The following is a 23,340-nucleotide window of genomic DNA, read 5'->3' on the forward strand; positions in this document are numbered from 1 at the left end:
CACAGTGAAGGCTCTGGTCCTGTCGGGCGGTTCCGGCACGCGATTCCGCCCGCTCAGTCATTCCATGCCGAAACAACTGCTCCCGGTGGCCAATCGACCGGTACTGGAACTGGTGCTGGAGACCGTCAGCGGCCTCGGCGTCACCGAGATCGGGGTGGTGGTCGGTCGGTGGGGGCCCGACATCAGGACGGCGCTGGGCGACGGCCGTCGTTTCGGCGTACCGATCACCTACCTGCACCAGGACCAGCCGCGCGGGCTGGCGGACTGTGTCCGGCTGGCGCGCTCCTTCCTCGGCGACGACGACTTCGTCATGTACCTGGGTGACAACGTGCTGCCCGACGGTGTCGCCGACATCGCCGCCGACTTTCGCGTGCACCGCCCGGCCGCCCAGATCGTGGTGCACAAGGTCAGCGACCCGCAGGAGTTCGGCGTCGCCGAGCTCGACCCGCACGGCACCGTGCTGCGGGTGGTGGAGAAGCCGGCCCGGCCGCGCAGCGATCTGGCGATGATCGGCGTCTACTTCTTCACGGCCGCGGTGCACGAGGCGGTGGCCGCGATCGACGCGAGCCCTCGCGGGGAGCTGGAGATCACCGACGCGGTCCAGTGGCTCCTCGCGTCCGGCGCGAACGTACGTGCCAGCGTCTACGACGGCTACTGGAAGGACACCGGGCAGGTCGACGATCTACTCGACTGCAACCGCCGGATTCTGGCCGATCTGACGCCCAGCATCGCCGGCGACGTCGACCCGGCCAGCATCCTGAGCGGGCAGGTCGTCGTCGAGCCCGGCGCCCGGGTGGTGCGCTCCCGCATCGAGGGACCGGCCGTCATCGGGGCGGGAACCCTCGTGGAGGACAGCACGGTGGGGCCGTTCACCGCCGTCGGCCCGGACTGCGCCCTGCGTCGGTGCCACGTGGCCGACTCGGTGGTGCTCGCCGGTGCCACCATCTCGGCGGTGCCGCCACTGGCCCGGTCGCTGATCGGGCGCGCCGCGACGGTCAGTGCGGGCGACGGCCTCGCGCACCGGCTGGTGATCGGTGACGACACCCGGATCGAGCTGGCCGGATGAGCGCGCCGGGGACGGCGCTCCGGCTGCGCCCACGTACGGACGACGGGCTGGCGCAACGCCTGGCTCGCTCGGCGGCCGAGACCGAGGCCGGCGCGGCCATGCGTACGACGGACGTGCCGGGCTGGCTGGCCGAGCGGGCGCGCGCCCAGCGGTTCCGGGTGACGCCGATACCGTTCCACGAGCTGGACGGTTGGGGGTTCGCCCCGGGCACCGGCAACCTGGTGCACCACAGCGGCCGCTTCTTTACGGTGGAGGGTCTGCACGTACGCACCGGTGGGTCGCCGCACCTGGAGTGGTGGCAGCCGATCATCAACCAGCCCGAGGTGGGCATCCTGGGCATCGTCGCCACCGAGTTCGACGGCGTTCTGCACTTCCTCCTGCAGGCCAAGGCCGAGCCCGGCAACCCGACACCGGTGCAGCTCTCGCCGACGGTCCAGGCCACCCGCAGCAACTACACCGGGGCGCACCGCGGGGCGCCGGTGCGCCACCTGGAGTTCTTCACCGACCCGCACCGCGGCCGGCCGCTCACCGACGTGCTCCAGTCGGAACACGGGTCCTGGTTCCACCACAAGACGAACCGGAACATGATCGTCGAGATCGGCGCCCCGATCGACGTCGGTGCGGACTTCTGCTGGCTCACCCTCGGCCAGATCGGCCGTCTGATGCAGGTCGACAACCTGATCAACATGGACACCCGCACGGTTCTGGCCTGCGCGCCGGTGGCCTACGGCGATGCGGTGGCCCGGCACGACGACACCGAGGTGCGTTCCTGGTTCACAGCGGAACGCACACGCCACGACCTTCACGGCCGGTTGGTGCCGCTGCGCGGGCTGCCCGGCTGGACCACCGGCGACCGGACCATCGAACACGTGCCGCCGCGCTACTTTCGGGTGATGGCGGTCTCGGTCGAAGCCGACAACCGCGAGGTGCGCGGCTGGACCCAGCCACTCTTCGAACCGCTGGAACGAGGGTTGATCGCATTCCTGACCCGCCGGTTCGGCGGCGTGCCGCATCTGCTCACGCACGCCCGGGTGGAGGCCGGCTTCCACAACACCGTGGAGCTCGGGCCGACCGTGCAGTGCACACCCGGGCATCACGGCTCGGGCACCGGACCGGCATTCCTGGACCTGATCAGGTCGGCAGCGCCCGGCCAGATCCGATACGACGTGGTGCACGCCGAGGAGGGCGGGCGTTTCTACCACGCGGAGAACCGCTGCGTCGTCCTGGAGTCCGACGCGGCGCCCGCCGACCCGCCGCCGGGATACCGCTGGCTGACACCGGGCCAGCTGACCGCGCTGCTGCGGCACGGGCACTATGTCAACGTCCAGGCCAGGACGTTGCTGTCCGCCATCACCACCGGCGCTGTCGTCCTCTGACGCGCACCGCGGCCGGCCGGGTGATCCCGGCCGGCCGCGGCGGTGGTCGATCAGCGCACCAGACGCAGGAACGCTCGGACGTCGTCGACCAGGGGGCCGGGCTGCTCCAGGGCGGCGAAGTGACCGCCCCGGTCAAACTCGGTCCACCGGGCGATGGTGGAGATGTGCGCCTCGGCGAATCGGCGTACCGGCAGGAAGATGTCCTTCGGGAACACGGCCACACCGACCGGCACGGTGATCGGAGGGGGCGCCGCCCCGGCGGCCGCCGCCTTCACCGCGCTCGCGCCCTCGTAGTAGAACTGCGCCGAAGGCCCGGCGGTGGCGGTGAACCAGTACAGCGAAACGAGCGTCAGGATGTCGTCGCGCGACACCGCGTCCTCCGGAACCTTCTCGCTGTCGGTCCACTCCCGGAACTTCTCCACGATCCAGGCGAGTTGCCCGACCGGTGAGTCGGTGAGCGCGTACGCCAGCGTCTGGGGGCGGGTCTGCTGGATCTTCATGTACCCGGACAGGTGCTCGTCGAACTCGCGCAGCCGGCCCAGTCGCGCCAGGTCCCGCTCGCTCAAGCCGGCCAGGTCGGCCGGGTCGCCGGACGGGAAGGTCATCAGCATGTTCACGTGCACCCCCGCGCAGTGCGTCGGGTCGATGGTGCCGAGCGCCTGGGAGATCACCGATCCGGCGTCACCGCCCTGCGCCACGTACCTGTCGTAGCCGAGCCGGCGCATCAGCTCCATCCACGCGGAGGCGATCCGCACCACGTCCCAGCCGGTGTCCGGCAGGGTGGAGAAGCCGTACCCGGGCAGCGACGGGATCACCACGTGGCACGCGTCGGCCGGGTCACCACCGTGTGCGCGGGGGTCGGTGAGCGGGCCGACGATCTCGGTGAACTCCGCGAACGAGCCGGGCCAGCCGTGCGTGAGGATCAGCGGCACCGCGTCCGGTTCCGGGCTGCGCACGTGCACGAAGTGGATGGTCGCGCCGTCGATCTCGGTCCGGAACTGGGGCATCTGGTTGAGCCGAGCCTCCGCGGCCCGCCAGTCGAAGGTGGTGGCCCAGTAGTCGGTGAGCTCCTGCAGGTAGGCCAGCGGCACGCCGCGTTCCCATCCGACGTTGGCGAGCTCGCCGGGCCACCGGGTGGCGGCCAGTCGGCGACGCAGGTCGTCGACATCGGGTTGTGGAATGTCGATCCGGAACTGTTCCATCGCGGAATTCCCTTCCATTGGCTGAGGCACGCGCTTATCGGATCTGTGCGGGAAAAGACTTCAGACCGTTCACGAAGTTCGATTCCAACCGGACCTCCGGTCCGGTACGCACCAGCGACGGCAGGTGCGGGAGGATCGCCCGGAGCAGGGCGGCCAACTCCTGCCGGGCCAGGTGGGCGCCCAGGCAGAAATGAGGCCCGATGCCGAACGCCAGATGCGGATTGGGATTGCGGCCCAGGTCGAGCCGGTCCGGCTCGGTGAAGACGGCCGGGTCTCGGTTCGCCGAGGTGTAGTAGAGGACCACCTTGTCGCCGGCCGCGATGGCCTGCCCGGCCAGCTCGGTGTCGCACGTGGCGGTACGTCGGAACTGCATGATCGGCGTGACGTGACGGATCAGCTCGTCGACCGCCGCGGCGATGGGCACCGTGCCAGCCACCAGTCGGTCACGCTGCTCAGGGTCGTCGATCAGGGCCGACAGCGAGCCGGCGATGAGGTGTCGGGTGGTCTCGTTACCGGCCACCACCAGCAGCAGCCAGAACATGCAGAACTCGCGGTCGGACAGCCGCCGGCCGTCCACCTCGGCGACGGCGAGCCGGCTGATCAGGTCGGCCTGCGGGTGCGCGCGGCGCTCGGCAGCCAGCTCGAGCGCGTAGGTGAACGCCTCGGCGAACGTCCGCCGGTACGCGTCCACGTCCCCGCCGCCGAACTCGGGATCGTCGAAGCCGACCAGATGGTTGCTCCACCCGTACAGCAGGTGGCGATCGGTGCGCGGGACACCGAGCAGGTCGCAGAGCACCAGCAACGGCAACTCGGCCGCCAGGTCGGTGACCACGTCCAGCTCGCCGGCGCGCACGACGCGCCGGACCAGCTCGGTGGCGTGTGCCGAGACCCCGTCGGCGAGATTGCCGACCGCCCGGGGCGTGAAGACCGATGTCACCAGGCGGCGGATCTGGACGTGCTGCGGTGCGTCCATGCTGATCAGCAGCTGCCTGGTCTGCCGCAGGTCCGCCGGTGTCCGCGGGTCGACGAGGAAGGCGCCGGCCCGCCCGGACGAAAAGTCGCTGGTACGCCGCGACGCCTCCTGCACCGCCGCGTGCGTGGTGACCGCCCAGTACCCGCGGCCACGCTCGGTGATCCGGCCGCTCGCGCTGTGTCGGGTCAGTAGCGGCTCGTCGACCCAGGCCACCGGTTCGTCGCGCCGCCGACGGGCGAACTCGGCGTGCGGCACCCCGTGCGCGTAGGTGGCCGGATGGGCGATGTCCGGCCTGGTGGCGCCCGGCACGCCGGTCACGGCACCGTCTCCGCCGACGACGTCTGCTCCAGCAGCGCATCCGGGTCGTCCGGCGCGGGCGGCGCGATGGCGCGGCGCAGAGCGTCCTTGCGCAACTTGCCGGAGGCGTCCCGGGGCAGAGCGGCCACCACGTGGTACGCCCGAGGCGTCTTGAAACCCGCGAGCGAGCGGCGGCAGTGCGGATCGAGCAGCGCGAACAGGTCAGTCGGCTCGGGCAGGACCGGCTCGATCACCGCGACCACGTGCTCCCCGAACTCGTAGTCCGGCACGCCGATGACGGCCGCGTCCCGTACCGCCGGATGGGCCAGCAGCACCGCTTCGACCTCAGTGGGATAGACGTTCACACCTCCGGTGACGATCAGGTCCTGGGCACGGCCGTCGAGGTACAGGAAGCCGGCCTCGTCCAGGTGTCCCAGTTCGCCGTAGGTGAACTTGTCCGCGGCCAGGTGCACAGCCCGGGTCTTCTCGGGCGCCTTGTGGTACCGGAACGTGCGCCCGGTCAGGCGCCGGACGAACACCCGCCCGGACACGCCGGCGGGCACCGGGACACCCTCCTCGTCGACCACCACGAGTTCGTACGGCGGCACGGCGCGGCCCACGCTGCCCGGCCGGCGCAGCCAGTCCTGCGAGTTGATCAGGCTCACGACGCCGCCCTCAGTGGCGCCGTAGTACTCCAGGAACATCGGCCCCCACCACTCGATCATGGCCCGTTTGACGTCCGGCGGGCACGGCCCGCCGCCGTGCCAGACCCGCCGTAGCGATGCGCCGGAGAAGCCGCGGCGGACGTGCTCCGGCAGCCGGAGCAACCGCACCAGCTGGGTCGGCACCAGATGCGCCGCGGAAATCTGCTCCGCGTCGATGACCGCGAGCGTGGCCTCCGGGTCGAACCGCTCCTGGATGTGCAGCGTGCAGCCGCGCAGCAGGGCGAGCAGCGCGAGGAACAGCTGCGACGAGTGGTACCAGGGCCCGTCGAGCAGGAACCGCTCGTTCGCCGGGACGTCGAGGACCACGCGGGCGTACTCCAGCAGTTTGGCCACCCGGGTGAACGGCGCTCCGACCACGAACATGCCGTTGACCACACCCTTGGGCGCACCGGTGGTCCCGGACGTGTAGAGCATGGTGGAGCCACAGAACTGCTCGGCCGGTTCGACCGGATCCGCGGCGGCGAGCAGAGGCTCCACCGCCCGGAAGCCGGGCACGTCACGGTCGCCGAGCACCAGCCGCGTCGGCACCTCCCCCGGCGCGCGGGCGGCGGCCCGGCCACTCACCTGCGCGTAGGGCTCCTCGACGATCAGCCCCCGACACTCCGAGTCGGTGATCAGATAGGCGATCTCCGGCTCGGTCAGGTGCCAGTTCACCGGCACCACGGTGATCCCGCGGTGCAGGCAGGCGAGCAGGATCTCGAACGTCTCCCGGCGATTGCCGAGCACGCAGGCCACCTGGTCGCCGCGACCCAGCCCCTCGGCGGCCAGGACGCCCATCCAGCGATGCACCCGCGAACCGAGCTCCGACCAGCTGGAACGGCCGCGCTTGTCGACCAGGGCGGTGCGGTGTCCGTTCGCGGCGATGAGGTCGTTCATCAACGTCGGCATAGGCGCGTCTACTCCTCGATCAGGTCGGGTTGGGCGCGGACGATGTCGTCGTACAGCGGAGAGAAGTTGAGCCGGCCCATGCCCGGCGTGCCCATCAGGGCCGCCGTGGCCCGCGCGGCGTCCGGGCGGATCGGTACCGGCCGGCCGGCCGCCTCGGCGAGCAGTTGCACCTGGCAGCTGCGATCCATGGTGATGAACCACCACGCCGCCTCCTGCACGCTCCCGCCGACGGTGAGCAGGCCGTGATTGCGCAGGATCACCGCCTTCGCATCGCCGAGCCGGTCGGCGATGTGCTTCGCCTCCTGCGACTCCAGGACCACGCCCTCGAAGCCGTCATAGACCGAGTGGTCCTCGTAGAAGGCGCAGGCGTCCTGGGTGAGCGGGTCGAGCGGCCGGCCGAGGGTGGACCAGGCCCGCCCGTACGTGGAGTGCGTGTGCGCGGCCGCCACCACGTCCGGCCGGGCGGCGTGCACGTGCGAGTGGATCGCGTACCCGGCCGGGTTCACGCTGCCCTCGCCCGCGACCACCGTGCCGGACTCGTCGACCAGCAGCAGGTCGGCGACCCGCACGTGTCCGAAGTGCTTGCCGAACGGGTTGATCCAGAAGTGGTCCGGCTCGATCGGGTCGCGGGCGGTGACGTGTCCACCTGCGCCGTGGTCGAAGCCGAGGCGGGCGAACAGCCGCAGTGTCGCGGCGAGCCGCTGCTTGCGGTAGCGCCGTTCGGCGAGCGGTTCGCGGCGCGTGCTCATCCGCATCCGCCCGGGGTGTCGAGGTCGTACGACGGGGTCAGCCGGGTCGGCTCGGTGACCACCGGCCGGTCGTCACCCGCCTGCCACACCTCCAGGAAGGCGTCGACCCGTTCCAGCCCCCAGAACCGGTGCCGCCCCAGCTTCAGGTAGGGGATGCCGAAGATGTCGTCGAGGTACGCGCGGTACAGGCACTCGACGCCCTCCTCCCGGATGCTCGCCGACTCGGCGGCCAGCACCGCCGTCTCCGGCGCCAACCCGGCCTCCTTGGCCGCACTGCGCACCGTGTCGGGCTGGCAGATGTCCTCACCCCGTCCCCAGCGGGCCTGCACCAGCGCGTCGTAGAGCGCCTCGGCCAGGCCCTCGCGTCGGGCGGCCAGCCAGGCCAGATGCGGCAGCTCCCACCACGGGTCCCGGTCGATCGGCCAGGCCATGCTCAGGTTCTGGCGCTGGGCCAGGCGTTTGGTGTCGAGCAGCATGTACAGGTGCTTGGCCCGGCTCATCTGCACGTAGTGGAACTCGCCGCCGCGCGCCGCCAGCGCCGCCGCCGATCGCTCGTCCGGGTCCCAGTACGGCTGTAGGTCCATCCTGGTGAACAGATCGGGTACGGCCTCGCGCAACCGCCGCACCGCGAGCCAGCTGTACGGGCTGCGGAACGAGAAGTACAGCCGCGGCCGGGCGCTCATCGTCGGTCTCCCCGCAGCGCCGCGAGCACCTCGTCATCGAGCTCGGCCATGCCGCCCGCGCCGGGTCCGGCGGCGATGGCGTAGCCGTGCAGGATCCGCGCCTGCGCGACCTGCACCAGGCGGTCGCCGCGTTGGACGTAGCACCGCATCCGTCCGTCGAACAGCACGCCGCGCAGGATGTCGGTGACGGTGAAGACGGTGTGCACAATCTCCTCCATCCGCGCGGCCTCGACCAGCTGCAGGTGGCAGCGCGACACCACCGGGATCCAGGACCGCTCGGTCAGCAGGCGGCCGACGGAGATGCCGCGGTCGGCGAGGAACCGGTCCACCACCTCCTCCAGAGCGCGCACGAACCCGGAGTGCTGGACCCGGTCGGAGTAGTGGCAGTAGAAGTACGGCGCCCGCCAGGACCACAGGTGTGCGCCCGGCTCCGCGCCGAGCACGTCCTCGGCGGTCTCACCGGGCGCCAGCGACCGATGGTCCGGGTGGCTCACCGTGGTCGCCGCGGCCAGCTCGGGGACCGCCAGTGCGTCGAGCCCGCCGGGCGCGCGACGGTGGGTCTCGGCGGTGCGTTCGCGGACGAGCGCGACCCGCACCCGGCCCCGCAGCGCGGTCACCTCCTGTCCGTCCCGGGTCGACACGAGCCGGACGCTCAGCAGGTTGTCCCGGACCGTCGTCACCTCGGCCCGCACCTCGTCGTCCAGTTCGAGCACGGCGGGCAGTTGCACGGAGCTGTCCACGATCTCCAGGCCGAGACCGTGCCGCAGGTACAGCCCACCGGCGCCGGCGCCCTGGTCGCGGAGCCAGCGCAGCACGCCCTGCTCGACCAGGTAGAGGAAGTGCTTGAAACCGATCCAGGTACGGATGTTGGCGCCCTCATACCCCGGCTCGGTGTGCACCACTGTGGGTCTTGGTGTGGTCGTCACGGTCATTGCTCATCCCGCCGTTCCCATCGTCGCCCGGGCCAGCCGGGCCAGGTCGGCGACCCGGTCGGCGATTCCCTGGGCGTGCCGTACATGGCAGAAGTGGTCGTAGTCGTCGCGCAGGTGGAGGCGGCCGCCCGGCATGCCGGCGGCGAGCACCTCCGCCGCCTTCGGGGTCAGCGTGGGATCCGCGCCGCCGGCGAGCACCGCGACCGGCCGGTCCACCGCCTCGAGTGACAGGTCGGCGGTCGCCAGGTACTGCTCGAAGACGGTGAGGAACCCGGCCGGGCCCACCCGCTCGATCGCCAGGTCCGTCATCGCCGCCAGCAGCCCGGCGTCGATGCGGGCCGCCCGGCTGCCCATCCGGGCGCGCAGGCCGTCGTGGATGTGCTGCACGAACGTCTCCCGGGAACGGTCGAACAGTGCCCAGGTAACGGGCCCTCCGGGAGGTCGGTACAGGGGGCAGATCAGCGCGACGGTTTGCCCGGCGAGGGGTTCGTCGGCGCAGAGCAGCTGGAGTGCGGCGTTACCGCCGAACGAGTGCGCCACCAGCACGTCCGGGGTCCGGGGCAACGCGGCCAGGCCCGAGCGCAGCCAGTCCGCGGGCGACCGGTGCCGCCACCGGTAGTCGTTGCCGGCACGCCAGGGCAGGTCCAGGGCGACCAGGCGCCGGCGCGGGCCGAGCCACTCGGCGAGGGGTCGCCAGCTCTGCCAGGTGTCCTCCAGCCCGTGCGCGAACGCGACGAGCGGGGCGTCCGGATCACCCTCGTTGAGCACGTGCAGGGGTACGGTCACGACGCACCGCCGAGAACGGCGAACGGCATGTCGCCGGGATCGCCCACGGCCAGTGCGCCGTGTCCCTCGTCGGCCACCAGGTGTGCGGCCAGGGCGAGGGCGACGATGTCGCGTGCGCCGTAGGTGTCACCCCAGCGGTCGACCGGTCCGGACGGCAACGGCACGGCCGCGGGCAGCGGCGGTCGCGAGTGGACGGCGAGGGGGCCCGGGCGCGCGGTGAGCACGACGCAGGCGGCACCCGAGCGCAACGGCGGGGCACCGGCGTGCAGCGCCACCGCGATCTCGTCGGCCGGCTCCACGCCGACCAGCACCACCCGGTCGGCGCGGCCCGCCGCCAGCAGCAGCGCGGCGGTGCGCAGGCCGGCCCGCCCGGACCGGGCGCCGGAGCAGATCATCAGATTCGGGCCGCCGAAGCCGAACCACAGCGCCACCGCGCTGGACACCACGTTGCTGGACACGCCCGGCGCGTCGAGCACACTGACCGCCCGCCCACCCTCCTCGGTGACCGTCCGGGCCACCCGGGCCACGGTCTCGACGTTGCCCAGATTGCTGCAGGCCACCACAGCGGTTCCGGGCAGCGGCGTCGGCAGTGGGTGGCGGCCCGGTGTCAACCCGAGCGCCCGGTGCACGGCGCAGAGCGCGAGCCGCGTCGCAGGGTCCTTGGAGAGCAGGCCCTTGCGACCCAGCAGCGTGGCCGCCCGGTCGGCGGTGGCGGCCTTCGCACGCGCCCACTCCCCCGTTCCCGCGGCGCTCAGGTCGGCACCGGGCAGGTGGAGGCTCCAACCGGTCACGTACATGGCGGTGGTCACGACGCCTCCAGCAGGGAGACCGCGTTGACGCCGCCGAACCCGAAGGCGTTGACCTGCACCAGCCGGGGCCGCAACCCGACGAAGTCGCCCACGACGAACCGCAGTCCGGCGCCCTCTGGCAGGACCGTGCGCAGGCCGGCCACCGGCGGCACCAGGCCGGTCGCCAGGCAGCGGATCGCCACGTCGACGTTGACGAGCGCTGCGGCACCGGAGGTGTGCCCCACAGCGCCCTTGACCGCGGTGATCAGCGGCGAGCCGCCCCCGGCGTCGACCACGGCCCGCAGTGCCCGGCACTCGGCCGGGTCGTTGAGCGCGGTGCCGGTGCCGTGCGCGATCACCAGATCGGTCTCCGACGGCTCCCGCCCCGCACGGGCGTACGCGTCGCGCATGGCACGGCAGATGCCGTCCACGTCGGGCGCGGTCTCGTGCCGGGCGTCGCAGGACAGGCCGGTGCCGGCGACCCGCGCGAGCGCCGGTCCGGAGGCGTCCGCCGGTTCCACGACCAGCGCCGCCGCTCCGTCGCCGAGCAGCACACCGGTGCGCTCCCGGTCGAAGGGGCGGACCCGCGTGGTGGGCGGATCGCTCACCCGCCCGATCATCGCCAGCATGGAGCGTGTCATGGTGTCGGCGGCGGCGACCACGACGGCGTCGGCGTCGCCCAGGGCCAGCATGTCCTCGGCCAGTGCGAGGACGTGTCCACCCGCGCTGCACGCGTTGGACACCGTGATGACGTCGGTGACGCCCGGCAGCACGCGGCGTACCGCCTCGGCGAAGTGCAGCTTCGACCGCGGCGGACGGACCCCGCTGAGCGCGAACTCCTCCACCGCGCCGAGTTCCCGCAGCCCGGTACCCACCAGGGCGGTGACCCGACGGCGGCCGGTGTCCAGCCCGGACGCGGCCACCGCCTCGGCCACGCACGCCGACAACATCCGGGCGGCGCCGAAGGGTGCCGTGCCGGCGGCGTGGTAGCCGTGCGAGACGTTCAGAAGCTCCCCGCCGGGGTGCCGCAACGGTGCCGCTCCGCAGGCGCCGCTGAGCAGCGCCGCGAACGTCCGCTGGCCGTCGCCCAGGCAGGTACGGACGGCGCTACCGGTCACCAGTGCCGGCATCGGCGCACCTCCTCACGACAGCTACGGCCACCGCGCCGTCGGCGTTACGGGCGGTGAGCAGGGCCGGCCCGGCCGGCTCCGGGTCGGCCAGCCAGACCGCGAGCGCGGCGGCGGCCGAGGCCGCGTCGCACTCCCCCAGCAGCCTCTTCGCCGCCACCCGGCGAGGCCGGTGGCGGAGCAGTCCGGCGAGGGCGACGTACTCGTCCTGACCCGCCTCGTCGGCCTCGCCGGTGAGGACCGCGGTGACGTCGGAGGGTGCGACGCCGGCCCGGTCCAGGGCGCGCCGGGCGCAGGCCAGGAGTGCGCGCGCCCCGGTGCCGCCCGGACCGAACCCGGTGGCGGTGACGAGGTCGGCGATCGGCGCGGCGCCGACCCAGGCCGGTGGCCGGGGCGCGGACAGGACGAACACGGCGGCCGCCTCGCCGAGCGGCACCTCGGCCGTCGTGCCGGTGAGGTGTGCGGCCCACGCCCGGTGTGCGGAGAACTCCTCGACGGCGCCGGCGAGCATCACGTCGGCGTACCCGCCGGCGAGCACCATCTCGGCGTACCGGACGGCGTTGAGGAAACCGAGCGCGCCGCCCGCGACGGTGGCGTTGACGCCGCGCAGGCCGTGCCGGATCGCGACCTGGCCGGCCGCGCCGTTCATCACGGTGTTCGGGAACAGCATCGGATTCACCAGGTACGGCTTCTCCTGCACCAGGGTCTCGCGACTGAAGTCGCTGGTGGACCGGAAACTGCCGATCGTCGTGCCGAGCACCACACCGACGCGACCACGGTCGGCGTCGGCGGCCAGTTCGGCCGCGCCGAGGGCGTCCTCGCAGCAGGCCACCGCCAGACCGGTGGCCCGGTCGTACGTGCTGGTCCCCTTGCGGCCGAGCCGGGCCCGGATGTCGAAGCCCGGCACGACGTGTCCACGCGGCGACGGAAGCGACTCGGTGGGCAGGCCGCCGGTGCCGGGGGCGACCGGGGCGTCGGAGCGCGGCAGCGACGCGGTGGCTGCGGACGTGGCCTCGCCGGCTGAGGTCAGCGCGGACCAGCCGAACACGCCCACGCCGGTCACGCCACCGCTCCCAGCATCACGATGGCGTTGTTGCCGCCGAAGGCGAACCCGTCGTTCTGCACCACGCGCACTGTGGCGTCGCGGGCCACGTTCGGCACGGGGTCGAGACCCGGCAGCCCCTCGTCGGGATGTTCCCAGTTCACGGTGGGAGGCAGGAAACCTCGGTCGATCGCCAGCACCCCGGCGATGGCGCCGAACCCGCTCGCCGCGCCCATCGTGTGCCCGATCATCGACTTGATCGAGCTCACCGGCGGTGGCTCGGGCCCGAAGACCTCCAGGATGGCCGCGCCCTCCACGAAGTCGTTGGCGGGTGTGCCGGTGCCGTGCGCGGAGATGTAGTCGACGTCCTCGGGTTTCACCCCGGCGTTGCGGTGCGCCAGCCGGATGCAATCCGCGATGCTGGGTGCGTGCGGTGCCACCGGATGGTGTGCGTCGCAGTTGAGCCCGTACCCCAGCAGCTCGGCATAGATGCGCGCGCCGCGGGCGCGGGCGTGCTCGAACGTCTCCAGCATCAGCACCGCCCCGCCCTCGCCGGTGAGGATGCCGGAGCGGTCCCGGTCGAACGGCGCGCACGCGTGCTCGGTGAGCGCGCCCAGCCTGAAGAAGCCGGCGTGCGCCCACCGGCACACCGCGTCGGCACCGCCGGCGAACACCACGTCGGCCTCACCGGCGACGAGCAGGTCGTAGCCGTACCCGATCGCGTAGTTGCTGGCGGAGCAGGCCGTGGCCAGGGTGAGCGACTCACCGGCGAGGCCAAGTTCCTCACTCACCGCGTGCGCGAGCCGGTTCGCCGGTAGCTGCGCCAGCAGGGTCGGGTCCTGGCCGGCGAACCCCTCGGCGAGGATCTGGGCAGTCAGCGCCTCCAGCACCTGCGACTCGCCACTGGTGGTGCCGATCACCGCGTGCGCGCGTCCGGCGTCGATCCGGTCCGGGTCGAGACCGCCGTCGGCGGCCGCGAGCCGCGCCGCGGTGGCCGCGAACAGGCTGGACCGGCCCCACCGGGACGGGTCCAGCCTGGACAGGTGGTCCTCGGGTCGGAACCCGCGCACCTCACCTGCCTTCACGAACGGAAACCCGGAGGTGTCGAAGCTGGTGATCCGGGATATGCCGGATCGCCCGGAGCGCAGCGCGCCGGCGAACGCCGACACGCCAACCCCGATGCTCGATACCGGACCGAGCCCGGTCACCGCGACGCGGACCACGGCTCAGTCCCGGCCGGTGGCGTGCCGGGTCAGGGCGGCGTGCACGGCCTTCAGGTTGCGCAGTTCGGGGAGCTCCGCCTGCGGAATCTCAACCTTGAACTGCTTGTCGATACGGGCCAGGATCTCGATGGCACGCAGCGAGTCCGCCTCGTACTCGTCCATGAAGTCGCCGGTGTCGGTGAGCTCCTCCGGCTCAACCTCCAGCACCTCCGCGACGATCTCGCGAAGCTCCTCCAGCTGCTGTTCCTTGATCGTCATCGCTGTCCTTCCGTGACCGAAACCATTGGATGAGGGTGAGCGACGCCGGACGGCGGGACCGCCGGCCGGGCGACGGGGCGGCGGGTGGCGATGAGGGTGCCCACGGTGGCCACCCGGCGATCGCCGATCCAGGTCTCGCCGTGGGCAAACGCGGTGTCGGCGACCACGGAGTCGAGGCGGACCTCGTGCCGGAGGACGTCACCGGGGTACGCCGAGCCGGCGAAGTGCCAGTCCCGGGCGCCGGCGAACATCAGCACGCCGTCGTCGTCCGGCGGTGGGCTGTCCCCGAGCCAGAGCAGGGCGGCGCTCTGGCCGAACGACTCGATCATCAGCGACCGCGGGTACGCGAACCGCCACGGCTCGGCGCTCTCCGGCAGGTCGGCGTAGCAGGGCTCGGTCGCGCTGACCAGCTTGACCGTCCGGATGAGGCGTCCCGGCTCCAGCGCGAGCACCCGGTCCACCAGCAGCATCGGATGACGTTGCGGGAGCACCGCCCGGATCTCGGCGTGCTCACCCATCGCCGGCTCCGGCGGCGGTGAAGAGGGCGCGCAGCTTGGCCGTGGTGGTGCCGTCCGCGCGGTACGCCACCGCGCGCACGTCCCAGCCACCCGGCGACTCCTCGGCCCGCACCTTGAGCGTGAGCGTGTCACCGTCGAGCAGCGGCGCGAGAAACCGCACCGAGCGCAGCTCGGCCAGCTCGGGCGGGCGGTCCCCGGCGGCGCCGGCCATCGCCCGGCACAGCGCCTCCACGACGAAGACCCCGGGGAACACCGCCAAATCGGGGAAGTGGCCCCGCAGGTACGGATCGTCACCGCGCACGGGGACCCGCACGGCGAAGGCCGCACCGGAGGAGTCCAGGCGCACCATGTCGGCGTCACACAACGGGGATGCCACCGCCCGGGTCACAGCGTCATCCCCCCGTCCACCTGGAACACCTGGCTGGTGATGTAGGAGGCGCGCTCACTGAGCAGGAAGGCGACCAGTTCGGCGACCTCGTCGGCCCGGCCGAACCGCCGTACCGGAATCTGGGCCAGCGCCTGCTCGCGGAGCCGGTCCGGGAGCGCGTCGGTCATTTCGGTCTCGATGAAGCCGGGCGCCACCACGTTGACCCGTACGCCGTGCCGGGCCACCTCCTTGGCCAGCGACTTGCTGAACCCGATGATGCCGGCCTTGCTCGCGGCGTAGGCCGTCTGGCCGACGTTGCCGTAGACCCCGGCCACTGATGACATGTTGACGATGGCGCCGCTGCGCTGCTTCATGAAGCGGAACGCCATGGCCCGGCAGACGTTGCGGGTTCCGGTGAGGTTGGTGGCCAGCACGGCGTCCCAGTCGTCAGCGGGGGCCAGCACCAGGGGCGCGTCGCGGGTGATGCCGGCGTTGTTGACGACGAGGTCGAACGCGCCGAGCTGATCTTCGGCGGCGCGCACGAAGTCCTCGACGGCGGCGGGGTCGGCGACGTCGCACCGCGCGAAGTAGCACGGCACGCCAAGCACCCGTACGTCCTCTTCGGTATGCCGGGCGGCGTCGTCACCGGTGTGGTAACAGCCGGCGACGGCGTACCCCTCGCGGGCCAGTCGCAAGGCCACCGCCCGGCCGATGCCGCGCGACGCCCCGGTGATCAGGGCCCGGTGCTGTTCGGCCATTTCGCCTCCGTCGTAATTTGCGCGCAAACCATTAACAGCCGCATTGATGAATTGGCTCCAAATGGCGGAGATCGCTACTTCGCCTACTTTATCGGCCGACCGGCCGGGGTCCTTCTCTCACGTTGCGACATCGCTTTTCAGCTCGTTCCGGATCTCCGCCGTGTCGGCGCCGGGCGCCGGTGCGCACCGGCGGATCCGGGTCGGGGTACGCGAGAATTTCACCGCCGGCCCGACGAGCGGCGCGGTGGTTCCGTCGCTCAGCACGGTGTCCTGGAGCATCCCGCGGGCGCGTACGTGCGGGTCGGCGACCGACTCGCTCAGCGTCCGGACCGGGGCGGCCACCAACCCGGCGGCGGTCAGCACGTCGACCGCCTCGGCGACCGGGCGTCCCGCGCACCAGCCGGCCACGACGAGGTTGACCGCGTCGCGGTTGGCGATCCGCTGGTCGCCGGTCCGGAACCCGTCGGCGTCGGCCAGTTCGGGGCGGCCGATCGTGCGGGCCAGTGCACGCCAGTGCTTGTTCAGCGCCACCGCGAGGTAGAGGTGCCCGTCGGCGCAGGCGTAGACGTTCGACGGCACCGCGAACGCGGTCTCGTTGCCGTGCCTGGCGGGCGGGGCTCCGGCGGCGGCGAGGGTCGGCAGGCCGCTGCTACCGAACAGGAGAGCATCCAACATGGACACGTCGACGTGCTGGCCCTCGCCGGACCGGTCCCGATGGGCGAGCGCGGCAAGAGCCCCGATCGCGGCGTGCAGCCCGGCCAGTTCGTCGGCGATGAAGGTGGGCGCACGTACCGGAGCGCCGTCGACAGGCCCGTTGAGCGCCATCCAGCCGCCGGCCGCCTGCACCACCGGGTCGTACGCGGGCCGGTCCCGGCCGGGACCGTACTGGCCCCACCCGGAGACGGACACGAACACCACGTCCGGGCGGACGGCACGGCAGTCGGCGTAACCGGTGCCCCACCTGGCGAGCGTGCCCGGTCGGTAGTTCTCGACCACCACGTCGGCCACCCGGACCAGCCGCAGGAACTCGGCGCGACCCTCGGCCGTACGCAGGTCGAGGCCGAGGCTGCGCTTGTTGCGGTGCACCGTCTGGCGGAACCAGGACAGGCCGGTGCCGGGGATCACCGGGGGCACCTCGCCGTCGCGGCCGTGCGCCAGTTCCACCCGGATCACGTCCGCGCCCAGGTCGGCCAGGACGCAGGTGGCCATCGGCCCGGACCAGACCTTCGTCACGTCAAGCACGCGGACGCCGTGCAGCGGACCGGACAGGTCGGTCCGCGCCTCGGCATAGAAGTCCTCGGCCCGCATGTCAGAGCCGCTGCAGCAGTGAGGCGGTGCCGAGGGAGCCACCGCAGCACATGGTGATCAGTGCCGACTCCCGGCCGGAGCGCTCCAGTTCGTGCAGCGCGGTCACCAGCAGCCGGGTGCCGGTGGAACCGAGCGGGTGGCCGAGGGCTATCGCACCGCCGTTCGGGTTGACGCGTTCCGGGTCCGCACCGTACGCCGCCTGCCAGGTGAGCACGACGCCGGCGAACGCCTCGTTGACCTCGTACAGGTCGATGTCGTTGATCTTGCGCCCGGCCCGGGTGAGCAGCCGACCGGTGGCGGCGACCGGACCATCCAGCAGGTAGTACGGGTCCGCGCCGGTGACCACCTGGTGGCTGATCCGCGCCCGTGGGCGCAGGCCGGCGGCGCGGGCCCGCCCCTGGGACATCCACAACACGGCGGAGGCGCCGTCGGAGATCTGCGACGTGGTCCCGGCGGTATGCACCCCTCCCTCGATGGTCGGCGCGAGCGCGGCCAGCCCTGCGGCGGTCGTCGGGCGCAGCCCCTCGTCGCGTTCGACAATGCGGACCGCACCGGTGGGGCGGCCGTCGCCGTTGAGCACCGGCGCCCGGACGGGCGTCACCTCCTCGGTGAAGCGGCCGTCGGCCCAGGCCGCGGCGGCCCGCCGCTGGGACGCCAACCCGTACGCGTCGGCGTCGGCTCGGGTGATGCCCTCGCGCCGGGCGATCCGCTCGGCGCCACCGAACTGCGCCTGGGGCGGGTCGTCCCACGGATAGTCGGCTGTCTTGTAGTGCCCGGGGCCCTGGTAGAGGTTCGTGCCGACCGGCACCCGGCTCATCGACTCCACGCCGCAGGCGATGCCGACGTCGATCTCCCCGGCCGCGATCAGCGCGGCCACCAGGTGATTGGCCTGGTGGGCCGACCCGCAGGACACGTCCACTGTGGTGCAGCCGACGGCCGGGTCGTGCCCGGTGCTGAGCCAGGCGTTGCGGGTGACGTTGAGGCTCTGCTCGCCGGACTGGGTGACGCACCCGCCGATGATCTGTTCGACGTCGGACGGATCGGTACCGGTCTCGTCCAACACCGCCAGCAGCACGTGCCGCAGCAGTTCCACCGACTTGAGGCCGGCCAGCGCGCCACCCCGCCGCCCGATCGGCGTACGGGTGGCGGCGACCATGACCGGCAGCCGCTCACCGGAGGTCATCACGCATCGTTCCGCAGCGTGATGGCGAGCTTGGGGCAGCCCCGGGCCGCGATCTCCGTCGCCGCCCACAGTGCGGGCGCCGGGTGCTCCACGCGGACCCGGAGCACGTCGTCCTCGCCCAACTCGAACACCTCCGGAGCCGCGTCGGCGCACAGGCCGTTGCCGTCACACTGGTCGAAATCCACGACGACGTGCACGAGTGCCTCCCCGGGTCCGTATCCGACGCCATCGTCGCCGCCCGGCCCGTACGGGCGCATCTTCAAAATTGCCGCTTCGCATTTCCGGTGCCCCTCCTTCTCGCACGTTGCGGAATGCGCCGACAAATGGCGACGCCGGCCCCCGTGGGCATTAGCGTGCCTCTATGCGGCTGGACGACAACGACGAAGAAGGCGAATTCCGGGCCGAGCTGCGCGCCTGGTTGCGCGCGCATGTGCCGGCCCCCTCCGCAGGTCCGCCACAGCCGTGGCCGGAGCCGGAGATGCGGCAGTGGAGCGCCACCCTCGGCAAGGCTGGGTACGCCGGCCTGACGTGGCCGCGCGAGCACGGCGGGCGGGGCCTGCCACCGCTGTACCAGGCGATCCACGCCGAGGAGAGCGCGCTGGCCGGCGCCCCGGACCACGTCAACGTCATCGGCCTGCACATGGTCGGTCCCACGCTGATCCGGTACGGCACCGCGGCCCAGCAGGCCGTCAACCTTCCGGGGATCCTGTCCGGCGACATCATCTACTGCCAGGGTTTCTCGGAGCCGGAGGCCGGCTCGGACCTGGCCGCGGTGCGCACCCGGGCGGAGCGGACCGCGCACGGGTGGACGGTCACCGGCGAGAAGGTGTGGTCGTCGTACGCCCATCTCGCCGACCGCTGCCTACTGCTGGCCCGCACCGAACCCGACGCGCCCAAGCATCGCGGCCTGACCTGTTTCCTGCTCGACATGCGCGCCCCCGGCGTCGAGGTGCGCCCGCTGCGCCAGATCTCCGGTGACACCGACTTCAGCGAGATCGTGCTGACCGGCGTGGAACTGCCCGAGGACAGCATCGTGGGCGCGCGCGGCGAAGGCTGGCGGGTCGCGCTCACCACCCTCTCGCACGAACGCGGCACGTTCGGCATCACGCTCACCGCTCGCCTGGCGGTGCAACTGGACCGGCTGATCCGTACCGCGCACGCGGTCGGTGCCACCGCCGACCAGTCCGTGCGCCGGGAGATCGCCGATCTGCACGTGCGGCTTCAGGGGTTGCGCTTCACCGGTTATCGCGCGCTCGCGCAGCTGCAACGGGGCGGCGAGCCCGGCCCGGAGAGCTCGGTGCTCAAGCTGCGCTGGTCGCAGACCCACCAGCAGATGTGCCGGCTGGGACTGCGGCTGGTGCAGGGCGACACCGCCGGACACGCCGACCAGTGGGCGGCGTACTGGCGGCGGGCGCAGCTGCGCAGCCGCGCGAACACCGTCGAGGGCGGCACCTCGGAGATCCTGCGCGGGATCGTCGCCGAACGTGTTCTCGGCCTTCCTCGGCACCGTTAGGAGAGTGCACCATGGACTTCGCGACCACGACCGCACAGCGGAGCCTGGCCGACGCGGCCCGACGCCATCTGAGCGACCGCTTCCCACCGTCCCGGCTCGCCGCGACGGCGGATCACGGCCTCCTCGATCCGGAGGACTGGGCCGCGCTGGACCGACAGGGCTGGCTGGATGCGGAACTCGGACCGGTGGATCTCGCCCTGCTCGCCGAGGAAAGCGGGCGGGCGCTACTCCCGCAACCATGGGTCGGCACGGCCGGATCGGCTCTGCCGGTGTACCAGTCGGCGGGGCTGCCGCTACCCGGACCGGCCGCGCTGGTCGACTCCTCGGACACGTGCGCCGCGCACGATGCGCCGGGCTGGCGGATCAGCGGGAGCGCACCCGGCGTGGTCGACGCGCACCTGGCCACGGAACTGGTGGTGGCCGCCACGACCCGCCAGGGGGTGGCGCTGTTCGGCGTCGCGCCCTCGGAGGCCTCCGTCGCCGTGCGGGACGACGTCGACCCGCTGCGCCGGTACGCCACCGTCCGGCTGCTACACGCGCCGGCCCGACTGCTCGCCGACCCCGGCCGCACCGCCGAGTTGCTGCCCGCGCTGCGGTTGCGAAGTGCCATGCTGCTGGCCTGCGAGGCGGTGGGTGTCGCGGACGGCGCCCTGGCCGAAGCCGTGCGGTACGCCGGAATCCGGACCCAGTTCGGCCAGCCGATCGGCTCGTTCCAGGCGGTGGCACACCAGCTGGCCGAGGCGTACGCGGAGATCGAGACCGCACGGTCGCTGGCCTACCGGGCGGCGGTGACGCTGAACGGCGTCGGCGCCGTTGAGGCGGTGGCCTGTGCCGCCGTGGCCGGTCCGCGCGCGGCCGTGCTGGCCTGCGAGGTAGCCCTGCAGGTCTGCGGTGGCATCGCCATGACCTGGGAGTTCGGCCTGCACCTGCGCTACCGCCGGGCGCTGTGGCTCGACGCTCACCGGGTCACCTCCGTGCCACCGCACGACGTGCTCGCGGCCCTGCTGCTGAGCTGACCGCCGGCGCTCGTCGCCGAATCGAGAGGACGACACATGTCGTTGCAGCTGCACTGGTTCCTGCCCACACACGGGGACGGACGCGAGGTGGCCCAGCCCTCCTCCGGCCCGCCGCCGCCCGGCGCGCGCCGCGACGTCGACCCGGACTACCTGCGTCAGGTCGCCCTCGCGGCGGACCGATTCGGCTTCACCGGCATGCTCGTGCCGTTCGGCATGTTCTGCGAGGACCCGTGGCTGGTGTCTGCCGCGCTCGCCGCGGACACCCGGCGGATCCGCTTCATGGTGGCGATGCGCCCCGGGCTCATCTCGCCGGTGCTGGCCGCGCAGTCGGCGGCGACCCTTCAACGTCTCTCCGGCGGCCGCCTCCAGCTCAACGTGGTCACCGGCGGCGACGCCGACGAGCAGCGGCGCTACGGCGACTGGTTGTCGCACGACGAACGGTACGCCCGCACCGGCGAGTTCCTCGACGTGTTCCGCCGAGCCTGGACCGGTGAGCGGTTCGACCACACCGGCACGCACTACCGCATCCGCGCGGGCCTGCTCACCCGGCCGTACCCGGTCGCTCCGGAGATCTTCGTCGGCGGCTCCTCCGACGCGGCCCGGGAGGTGGCGGCCGCACACGCCGACGTGTTGCTGGCCTGGGGCGAGCCACCGGCGGCCATCGCGGAGGCGATGGGCCGAGCCCGCGAACTCGCCGAAGCGCACGGACGCACACTGACCTTCGGCACCCGCTTCCACGTCATCGCCCGGGACACGTCCGCGCAGGCCTGGCAGGTGGCGCGGCAACTGGTCGACGGCATGGACCCGGCGCGGATCCGGCAGGCGCAGCAGCGCTTCCGATCCACCGAGTCACAGGGGCAGCGGCGGATGGCGGCGCTGCACGGTGGGCGTACCGACGACCTGGAGGTCTACCCGAACGTCTGGGCCGGATACGGCCTGGTCCGTCCCGGCGTGGGCACCGCGCTGGTGGGCAGCCACGAGGACGTGGCGGACCGGATCGAGGAGTACCACCGGCTCGGCCTGGACCACCTGATCCTGTCGGCGCAACCGCACCTCGAAGAGGCCTACGTCGTCGGGGAGGGCGTCCTCCCGTTGCTGCGCAAGCGCGGTGTGCTCGCCGGCTGACGGCGGGCCCGCACACGTCGGTGCCCCGGTCCAGAAGGGCCGGGGCACCGAATTTCTGGGATCAGACCTCCGAGGCAGTGCCGACGGCATCGGGTTGCCACGCCGGCACCTCCGGTGCCGGACGGCGGCTGCGGGTCAGCACCCGGAGCATCATCGCGGGCCGCATCAGGGCCTGTGGCGGTTCGACGAGCCCCGCCACCCGCATGAAGGTCCGCGTCACCTGCGGGTCACGGGTCGCGGCCGCCTGCATCTTGGCCATGTACGCGTTCGCCATCCGTACCTTGAGCGGTCGCGGGCCCCGCACCTGCGGGAAGCTCAGGTCACCACCCGCTGAGATCTCCCAGGGCACGTCGGTGACCGCGGACACGGCCTGTTGGAAGTCGGTCGGCCGGGGTGCCGTGCCGCCGGCCAGGTGGTCGCGCAGGGTCAGCGCCTCCAACGCCGCCACTGTCATGCCCTGGCCGTAGACCGGGTTGAAGCTGCACGCCGCGTCACCGAGGACCAGGAAGCCGTCCGGCAGCCGGGACAACCGCTCGTAGTGGCGACGGACGCTGGCCGGGTACCGCAGGGACACGGGCTCGTCCAGCGGCTCGGCGTCCTGGATGGCCTGGTAGATGTCCGGAACGGGCAGCGACTTGACGAACTCCAGGAATCCGGCCGGGTCGGCCGGCGCGCTGTCGCCGAGCACCCCGGTCAGAGAGACGATGCAACGGCCACCGTCAATGCGCGACAGGAAGGCGCCACGGGGGTGCGACGGCGACGACACCGGGTTGATCGACAGGTCGCCCTTCAGAACGTCGTCCGAGGCCAGCCGATAGAGGCGCGTCGTGTAGGTCAGGTCGATCCGGATCCGGTCCTCGTCCGGCCGGCTGTACCCCAGTTCCTCCAGCCAGACCGGGGTGCGCGACCCGCGGCCGGTGGCATCGACCACCAGGTCCGCGGTGACCGTTTCCTCGGCCGCGCCGTCGCGCCCCTGCACCCGCACGCCGGTGACCCGCCGACGGTCCGGGGTGGTGGTCAGCCCGACGATGTCGCGCTCTTCGGCGAAGCGTACGGCCGGAAGCTCGGCCACCCGTTCGCGCACCAGCTGCTCCAGCACCGGACGGGCGGCCGACACGCAGGTCAGCCCGGTACTGGCCGGCGCCAGCGGGCGCCCGTTGAAGAACCACCGCAGCTCGCCCAGGTCGCCGGTCGGCACCCCGGCGGCCACCGCCGCCGCTGTGAAACCGGGAAACAGCTCGTCCAGGATCTGCTGGCCCCGGGCGAGCAGACCGTGCACGTGCCGGCCCTGTGACACGCCACGTCTGGCGGTGGAGACGCCGGTAAGCCGGTCGCGGTCGACGATGACCACCTCGGCGTACGCGTCGGCCAGCACCCGCGCCGCGAGCAGGCCTGCCATGCTGCCGCCGAGAACGACGGCACGCTCTCCCACCTGTG

At 72.4% G+C, this 23,340-nt stretch carries 24 protein-coding genes; 5 read left to right on the forward strand and 19 right to left on the reverse strand.

The features are described from left to right. Nucleotides 1–4: 4 nt before the first annotated feature. A complete protein-coding gene (locus ACQP0U_RS21335) occupies nt 5–1,066 on the forward strand; it encodes a glucose-1-phosphate thymidylyltransferase (RefSeq protein ID WP_433309816.1) in 1,062 nt (353 codons plus the stop codon). After that, nucleotides 1,063–2,442, forward strand: coding sequence for an NDP-hexose 2,3-dehydratase family protein (locus ACQP0U_RS21340; RefSeq protein ID WP_433309819.1), 1,380 nt, complete (start codon nt 1,063–1,065; stop codon nt 2,440–2,442). The genes ACQP0U_RS21335 and ACQP0U_RS21340 overlap by 4 nt, the downstream gene beginning before the upstream one ends. A 50-nt stretch (nt 2,443–2,492) precedes the next feature. Here the strand turns inward: ACQP0U_RS21340 and ACQP0U_RS21345 are convergent, their stop codons facing one another. The 18 genes from ACQP0U_RS21345 to ACQP0U_RS21430 all read right to left on the reverse strand — a co-directional run bounded on the left by ACQP0U_RS21345 (nt 2,493) and on the right by ACQP0U_RS21430 (nt 18,446). After that, complete coding sequence (locus ACQP0U_RS21345; RefSeq protein WP_433309822.1) at nt 2,493–3,644, reverse strand: epoxide hydrolase family protein; 1,152 nt, start codon at nt 3,642–3,644, stop codon at nt 2,493–2,495. 34 nt (nt 3,645–3,678) lie between these two features. Continuing rightward, the gene (locus ACQP0U_RS21350; RefSeq protein WP_433309825.1) at nt 3,679–4,935 is read right to left on the reverse strand and encodes a cytochrome P450; all 1,257 of its coding nucleotides are present in this window, start codon (nt 4,933–4,935) and stop codon (nt 3,679–3,681) included. Next, nucleotides 4,932–6,527, reverse strand: coding sequence for an AMP-binding protein (locus ACQP0U_RS21355; protein WP_433309828.1), 1,596 nt, complete (start codon nt 6,525–6,527; stop codon nt 4,932–4,934). The genes ACQP0U_RS21350 and ACQP0U_RS21355 overlap by 4 nt, the downstream gene beginning before the upstream one ends. Before the next feature lie 8 nt (nt 6,528–6,535). Further along, nucleotides 6,536–7,276, reverse strand: a complete 741-nt coding sequence (locus tag ACQP0U_RS21360; protein WP_433309831.1) for a class II aldolase/adducin family protein — start codon at nt 7,274–7,276, stop codon at nt 6,536–6,538. Continuing rightward, nucleotides 7,273–7,959, reverse strand: coding sequence for a 2-hydroxychromene-2-carboxylate isomerase (locus ACQP0U_RS21365; protein ID WP_433309834.1), 687 nt, complete (start codon nt 7,957–7,959; stop codon nt 7,273–7,275). Before ACQP0U_RS21365 ends, ACQP0U_RS21360 begins: the two co-directional genes overlap by 4 nt. Then, nucleotides 7,956–8,891, reverse strand: coding sequence for a thioesterase (locus ACQP0U_RS21370; RefSeq protein WP_433309837.1), 936 nt, complete (start codon nt 8,889–8,891; stop codon nt 7,956–7,958). The genes ACQP0U_RS21365 and ACQP0U_RS21370 overlap by 4 nt, the downstream gene beginning before the upstream one ends. 3 nt (nt 8,892–8,894) lie before the next feature. Further along, the gene (locus ACQP0U_RS21375; protein ID WP_433309840.1) at nt 8,895–9,677 is read right to left on the reverse strand and encodes an alpha/beta fold hydrolase; all 783 of its coding nucleotides are present in this window, start codon (nt 9,675–9,677) and stop codon (nt 8,895–8,897) included. After that, a complete protein-coding gene (locus ACQP0U_RS21380) occupies nt 9,674–10,486 on the reverse strand; it encodes a beta-ketoacyl synthase N-terminal-like domain-containing protein (protein WP_433309842.1) in 813 nt (270 codons plus the stop codon). The genes ACQP0U_RS21375 and ACQP0U_RS21380 overlap by 4 nt, the downstream gene beginning before the upstream one ends. After that, nucleotides 10,483–11,595, reverse strand: a complete 1,113-nt coding sequence (locus ACQP0U_RS21385; RefSeq protein ID WP_433309845.1) for a beta-ketoacyl synthase N-terminal-like domain-containing protein — start codon at nt 11,593–11,595, stop codon at nt 10,483–10,485. The genes ACQP0U_RS21380 and ACQP0U_RS21385 overlap by 4 nt, the downstream gene beginning before the upstream one ends. Further along, on the reverse strand, nt 11,573–12,655 hold the full coding sequence (locus tag ACQP0U_RS21390; protein ID WP_433309848.1) for a beta-ketoacyl synthase N-terminal-like domain-containing protein: 1,083 nt from the start codon (nt 12,653–12,655) through the stop codon (nt 11,573–11,575). Before ACQP0U_RS21390 ends, ACQP0U_RS21385 begins: the two co-directional genes overlap by 23 nt. Beyond that, nucleotides 12,652–13,857, reverse strand: coding sequence for a beta-ketoacyl-[acyl-carrier-protein] synthase family protein (locus ACQP0U_RS21395; RefSeq protein ID WP_433309851.1), 1,206 nt, complete (start codon nt 13,855–13,857; stop codon nt 12,652–12,654). Before ACQP0U_RS21395 ends, ACQP0U_RS21390 begins: the two co-directional genes overlap by 4 nt. A gap of 3 nt (nt 13,858–13,860) precedes the next feature. Then, on the reverse strand, nt 13,861–14,115 hold the full coding sequence (locus ACQP0U_RS21400) for an acyl carrier protein (protein WP_355008681.1): 255 nt from the start codon (nt 14,113–14,115) through the stop codon (nt 13,861–13,863). Next, nucleotides 14,112–14,633 (reverse strand): 3-hydroxyacyl-ACP dehydratase FabZ family protein, encoded by a 522-nt coding sequence (locus ACQP0U_RS21405; RefSeq protein WP_433309854.1) that lies wholly within the window; start codon nt 14,631–14,633, stop codon nt 14,112–14,114. Before ACQP0U_RS21405 ends, ACQP0U_RS21400 begins: the two co-directional genes overlap by 4 nt. Next, nucleotides 14,626–15,021 carry a 3-hydroxyacyl-ACP dehydratase FabZ family protein gene (locus ACQP0U_RS21410; protein WP_433309856.1) on the reverse strand — a complete coding sequence of 132 codons (396 nt, stop codon included), beginning with the start codon at nt 15,019–15,021 and terminating at the stop codon, nt 14,626–14,628. The genes ACQP0U_RS21405 and ACQP0U_RS21410 overlap by 8 nt, the downstream gene beginning before the upstream one ends. Continuing rightward, nucleotides 15,018–15,758: a 3-oxoacyl-[acyl-carrier-protein] reductase gene (gene fabG, locus ACQP0U_RS21415; RefSeq protein WP_433309859.1), complete on the reverse strand. Its 741-nt coding sequence runs from the start codon at nt 15,756–15,758 to the stop codon at nt 15,018–15,020. Before fabG ends, ACQP0U_RS21410 begins: the two co-directional genes overlap by 4 nt. Before the next feature lie 117 nt (nt 15,759–15,875). Beyond that, the gene (locus ACQP0U_RS21420) at nt 15,876–17,066 is read right to left on the reverse strand and encodes a CaiB/BaiF CoA transferase family protein (RefSeq protein ID WP_433309862.1); all 1,191 of its coding nucleotides are present in this window, start codon (nt 17,064–17,066) and stop codon (nt 15,876–15,878) included. Between the two features lies 1 nt (nt 17,067). After that, nucleotides 17,068–18,249: a steroid 3-ketoacyl-CoA thiolase gene (locus tag ACQP0U_RS21425; RefSeq protein WP_433309865.1), complete on the reverse strand. Its 1,182-nt coding sequence runs from the start codon at nt 18,247–18,249 to the stop codon at nt 17,068–17,070. Continuing rightward, nucleotides 18,249–18,446: a ferredoxin gene (locus tag ACQP0U_RS21430; protein ID WP_433309868.1), complete on the reverse strand. Its 198-nt coding sequence runs from the start codon at nt 18,444–18,446 to the stop codon at nt 18,249–18,251. The genes ACQP0U_RS21425 and ACQP0U_RS21430 overlap by 1 nt, the downstream gene beginning before the upstream one ends. A gap of 164 nt (nt 18,447–18,610) precedes the next feature. On the opposite strand from ACQP0U_RS21430, the gene ACQP0U_RS21435 reads away from it, so the two are divergent. The 3 genes from ACQP0U_RS21435 to ACQP0U_RS21445 are packed head-to-tail and all read left to right on the forward strand — an operon-like array spanning nt 18,611 to nt 21,903. Further along, entirely contained in the window at nt 18,611–19,762 is a 1,152-nt protein-coding gene (locus ACQP0U_RS21435) for an acyl-CoA dehydrogenase family protein (RefSeq protein ID WP_433309871.1), read from the forward strand. A gap of 11 nt (nt 19,763–19,773) precedes the next feature. Next, nucleotides 19,774–20,778, forward strand: a complete 1,005-nt coding sequence (locus ACQP0U_RS21440) for an acyl-CoA dehydrogenase family protein (protein WP_433309874.1) — start codon at nt 19,774–19,776, stop codon at nt 20,776–20,778. Nucleotides 20,779–20,814: 36 nt separating this feature from the next. Further along, nucleotides 20,815–21,903: an LLM class flavin-dependent oxidoreductase gene (locus ACQP0U_RS21445; RefSeq protein WP_433309876.1), complete on the forward strand. Its 1,089-nt coding sequence runs from the start codon at nt 20,815–20,817 to the stop codon at nt 21,901–21,903. Nucleotides 21,904–21,964: 61 nt separating this feature from the next. On the opposite strand, the gene ACQP0U_RS21450 is transcribed toward ACQP0U_RS21445, so the two are convergent. After that, nucleotides 21,965–23,302, reverse strand: a complete 1,338-nt coding sequence (locus tag ACQP0U_RS21450; RefSeq protein ID WP_433321000.1) for an FAD-dependent oxidoreductase — start codon at nt 23,300–23,302, stop codon at nt 21,965–21,967. Nucleotides 23,303–23,340: the final 38 nt, after the last annotated feature.

The sequence above is a fragment of the Micromonospora sp. CA-269861 genome (genome assembly GCF_050948505.1).
Taxonomy (GTDB): domain Bacteria; phylum Actinomycetota; class Actinomycetes; order Mycobacteriales; family Micromonosporaceae; genus Micromonospora.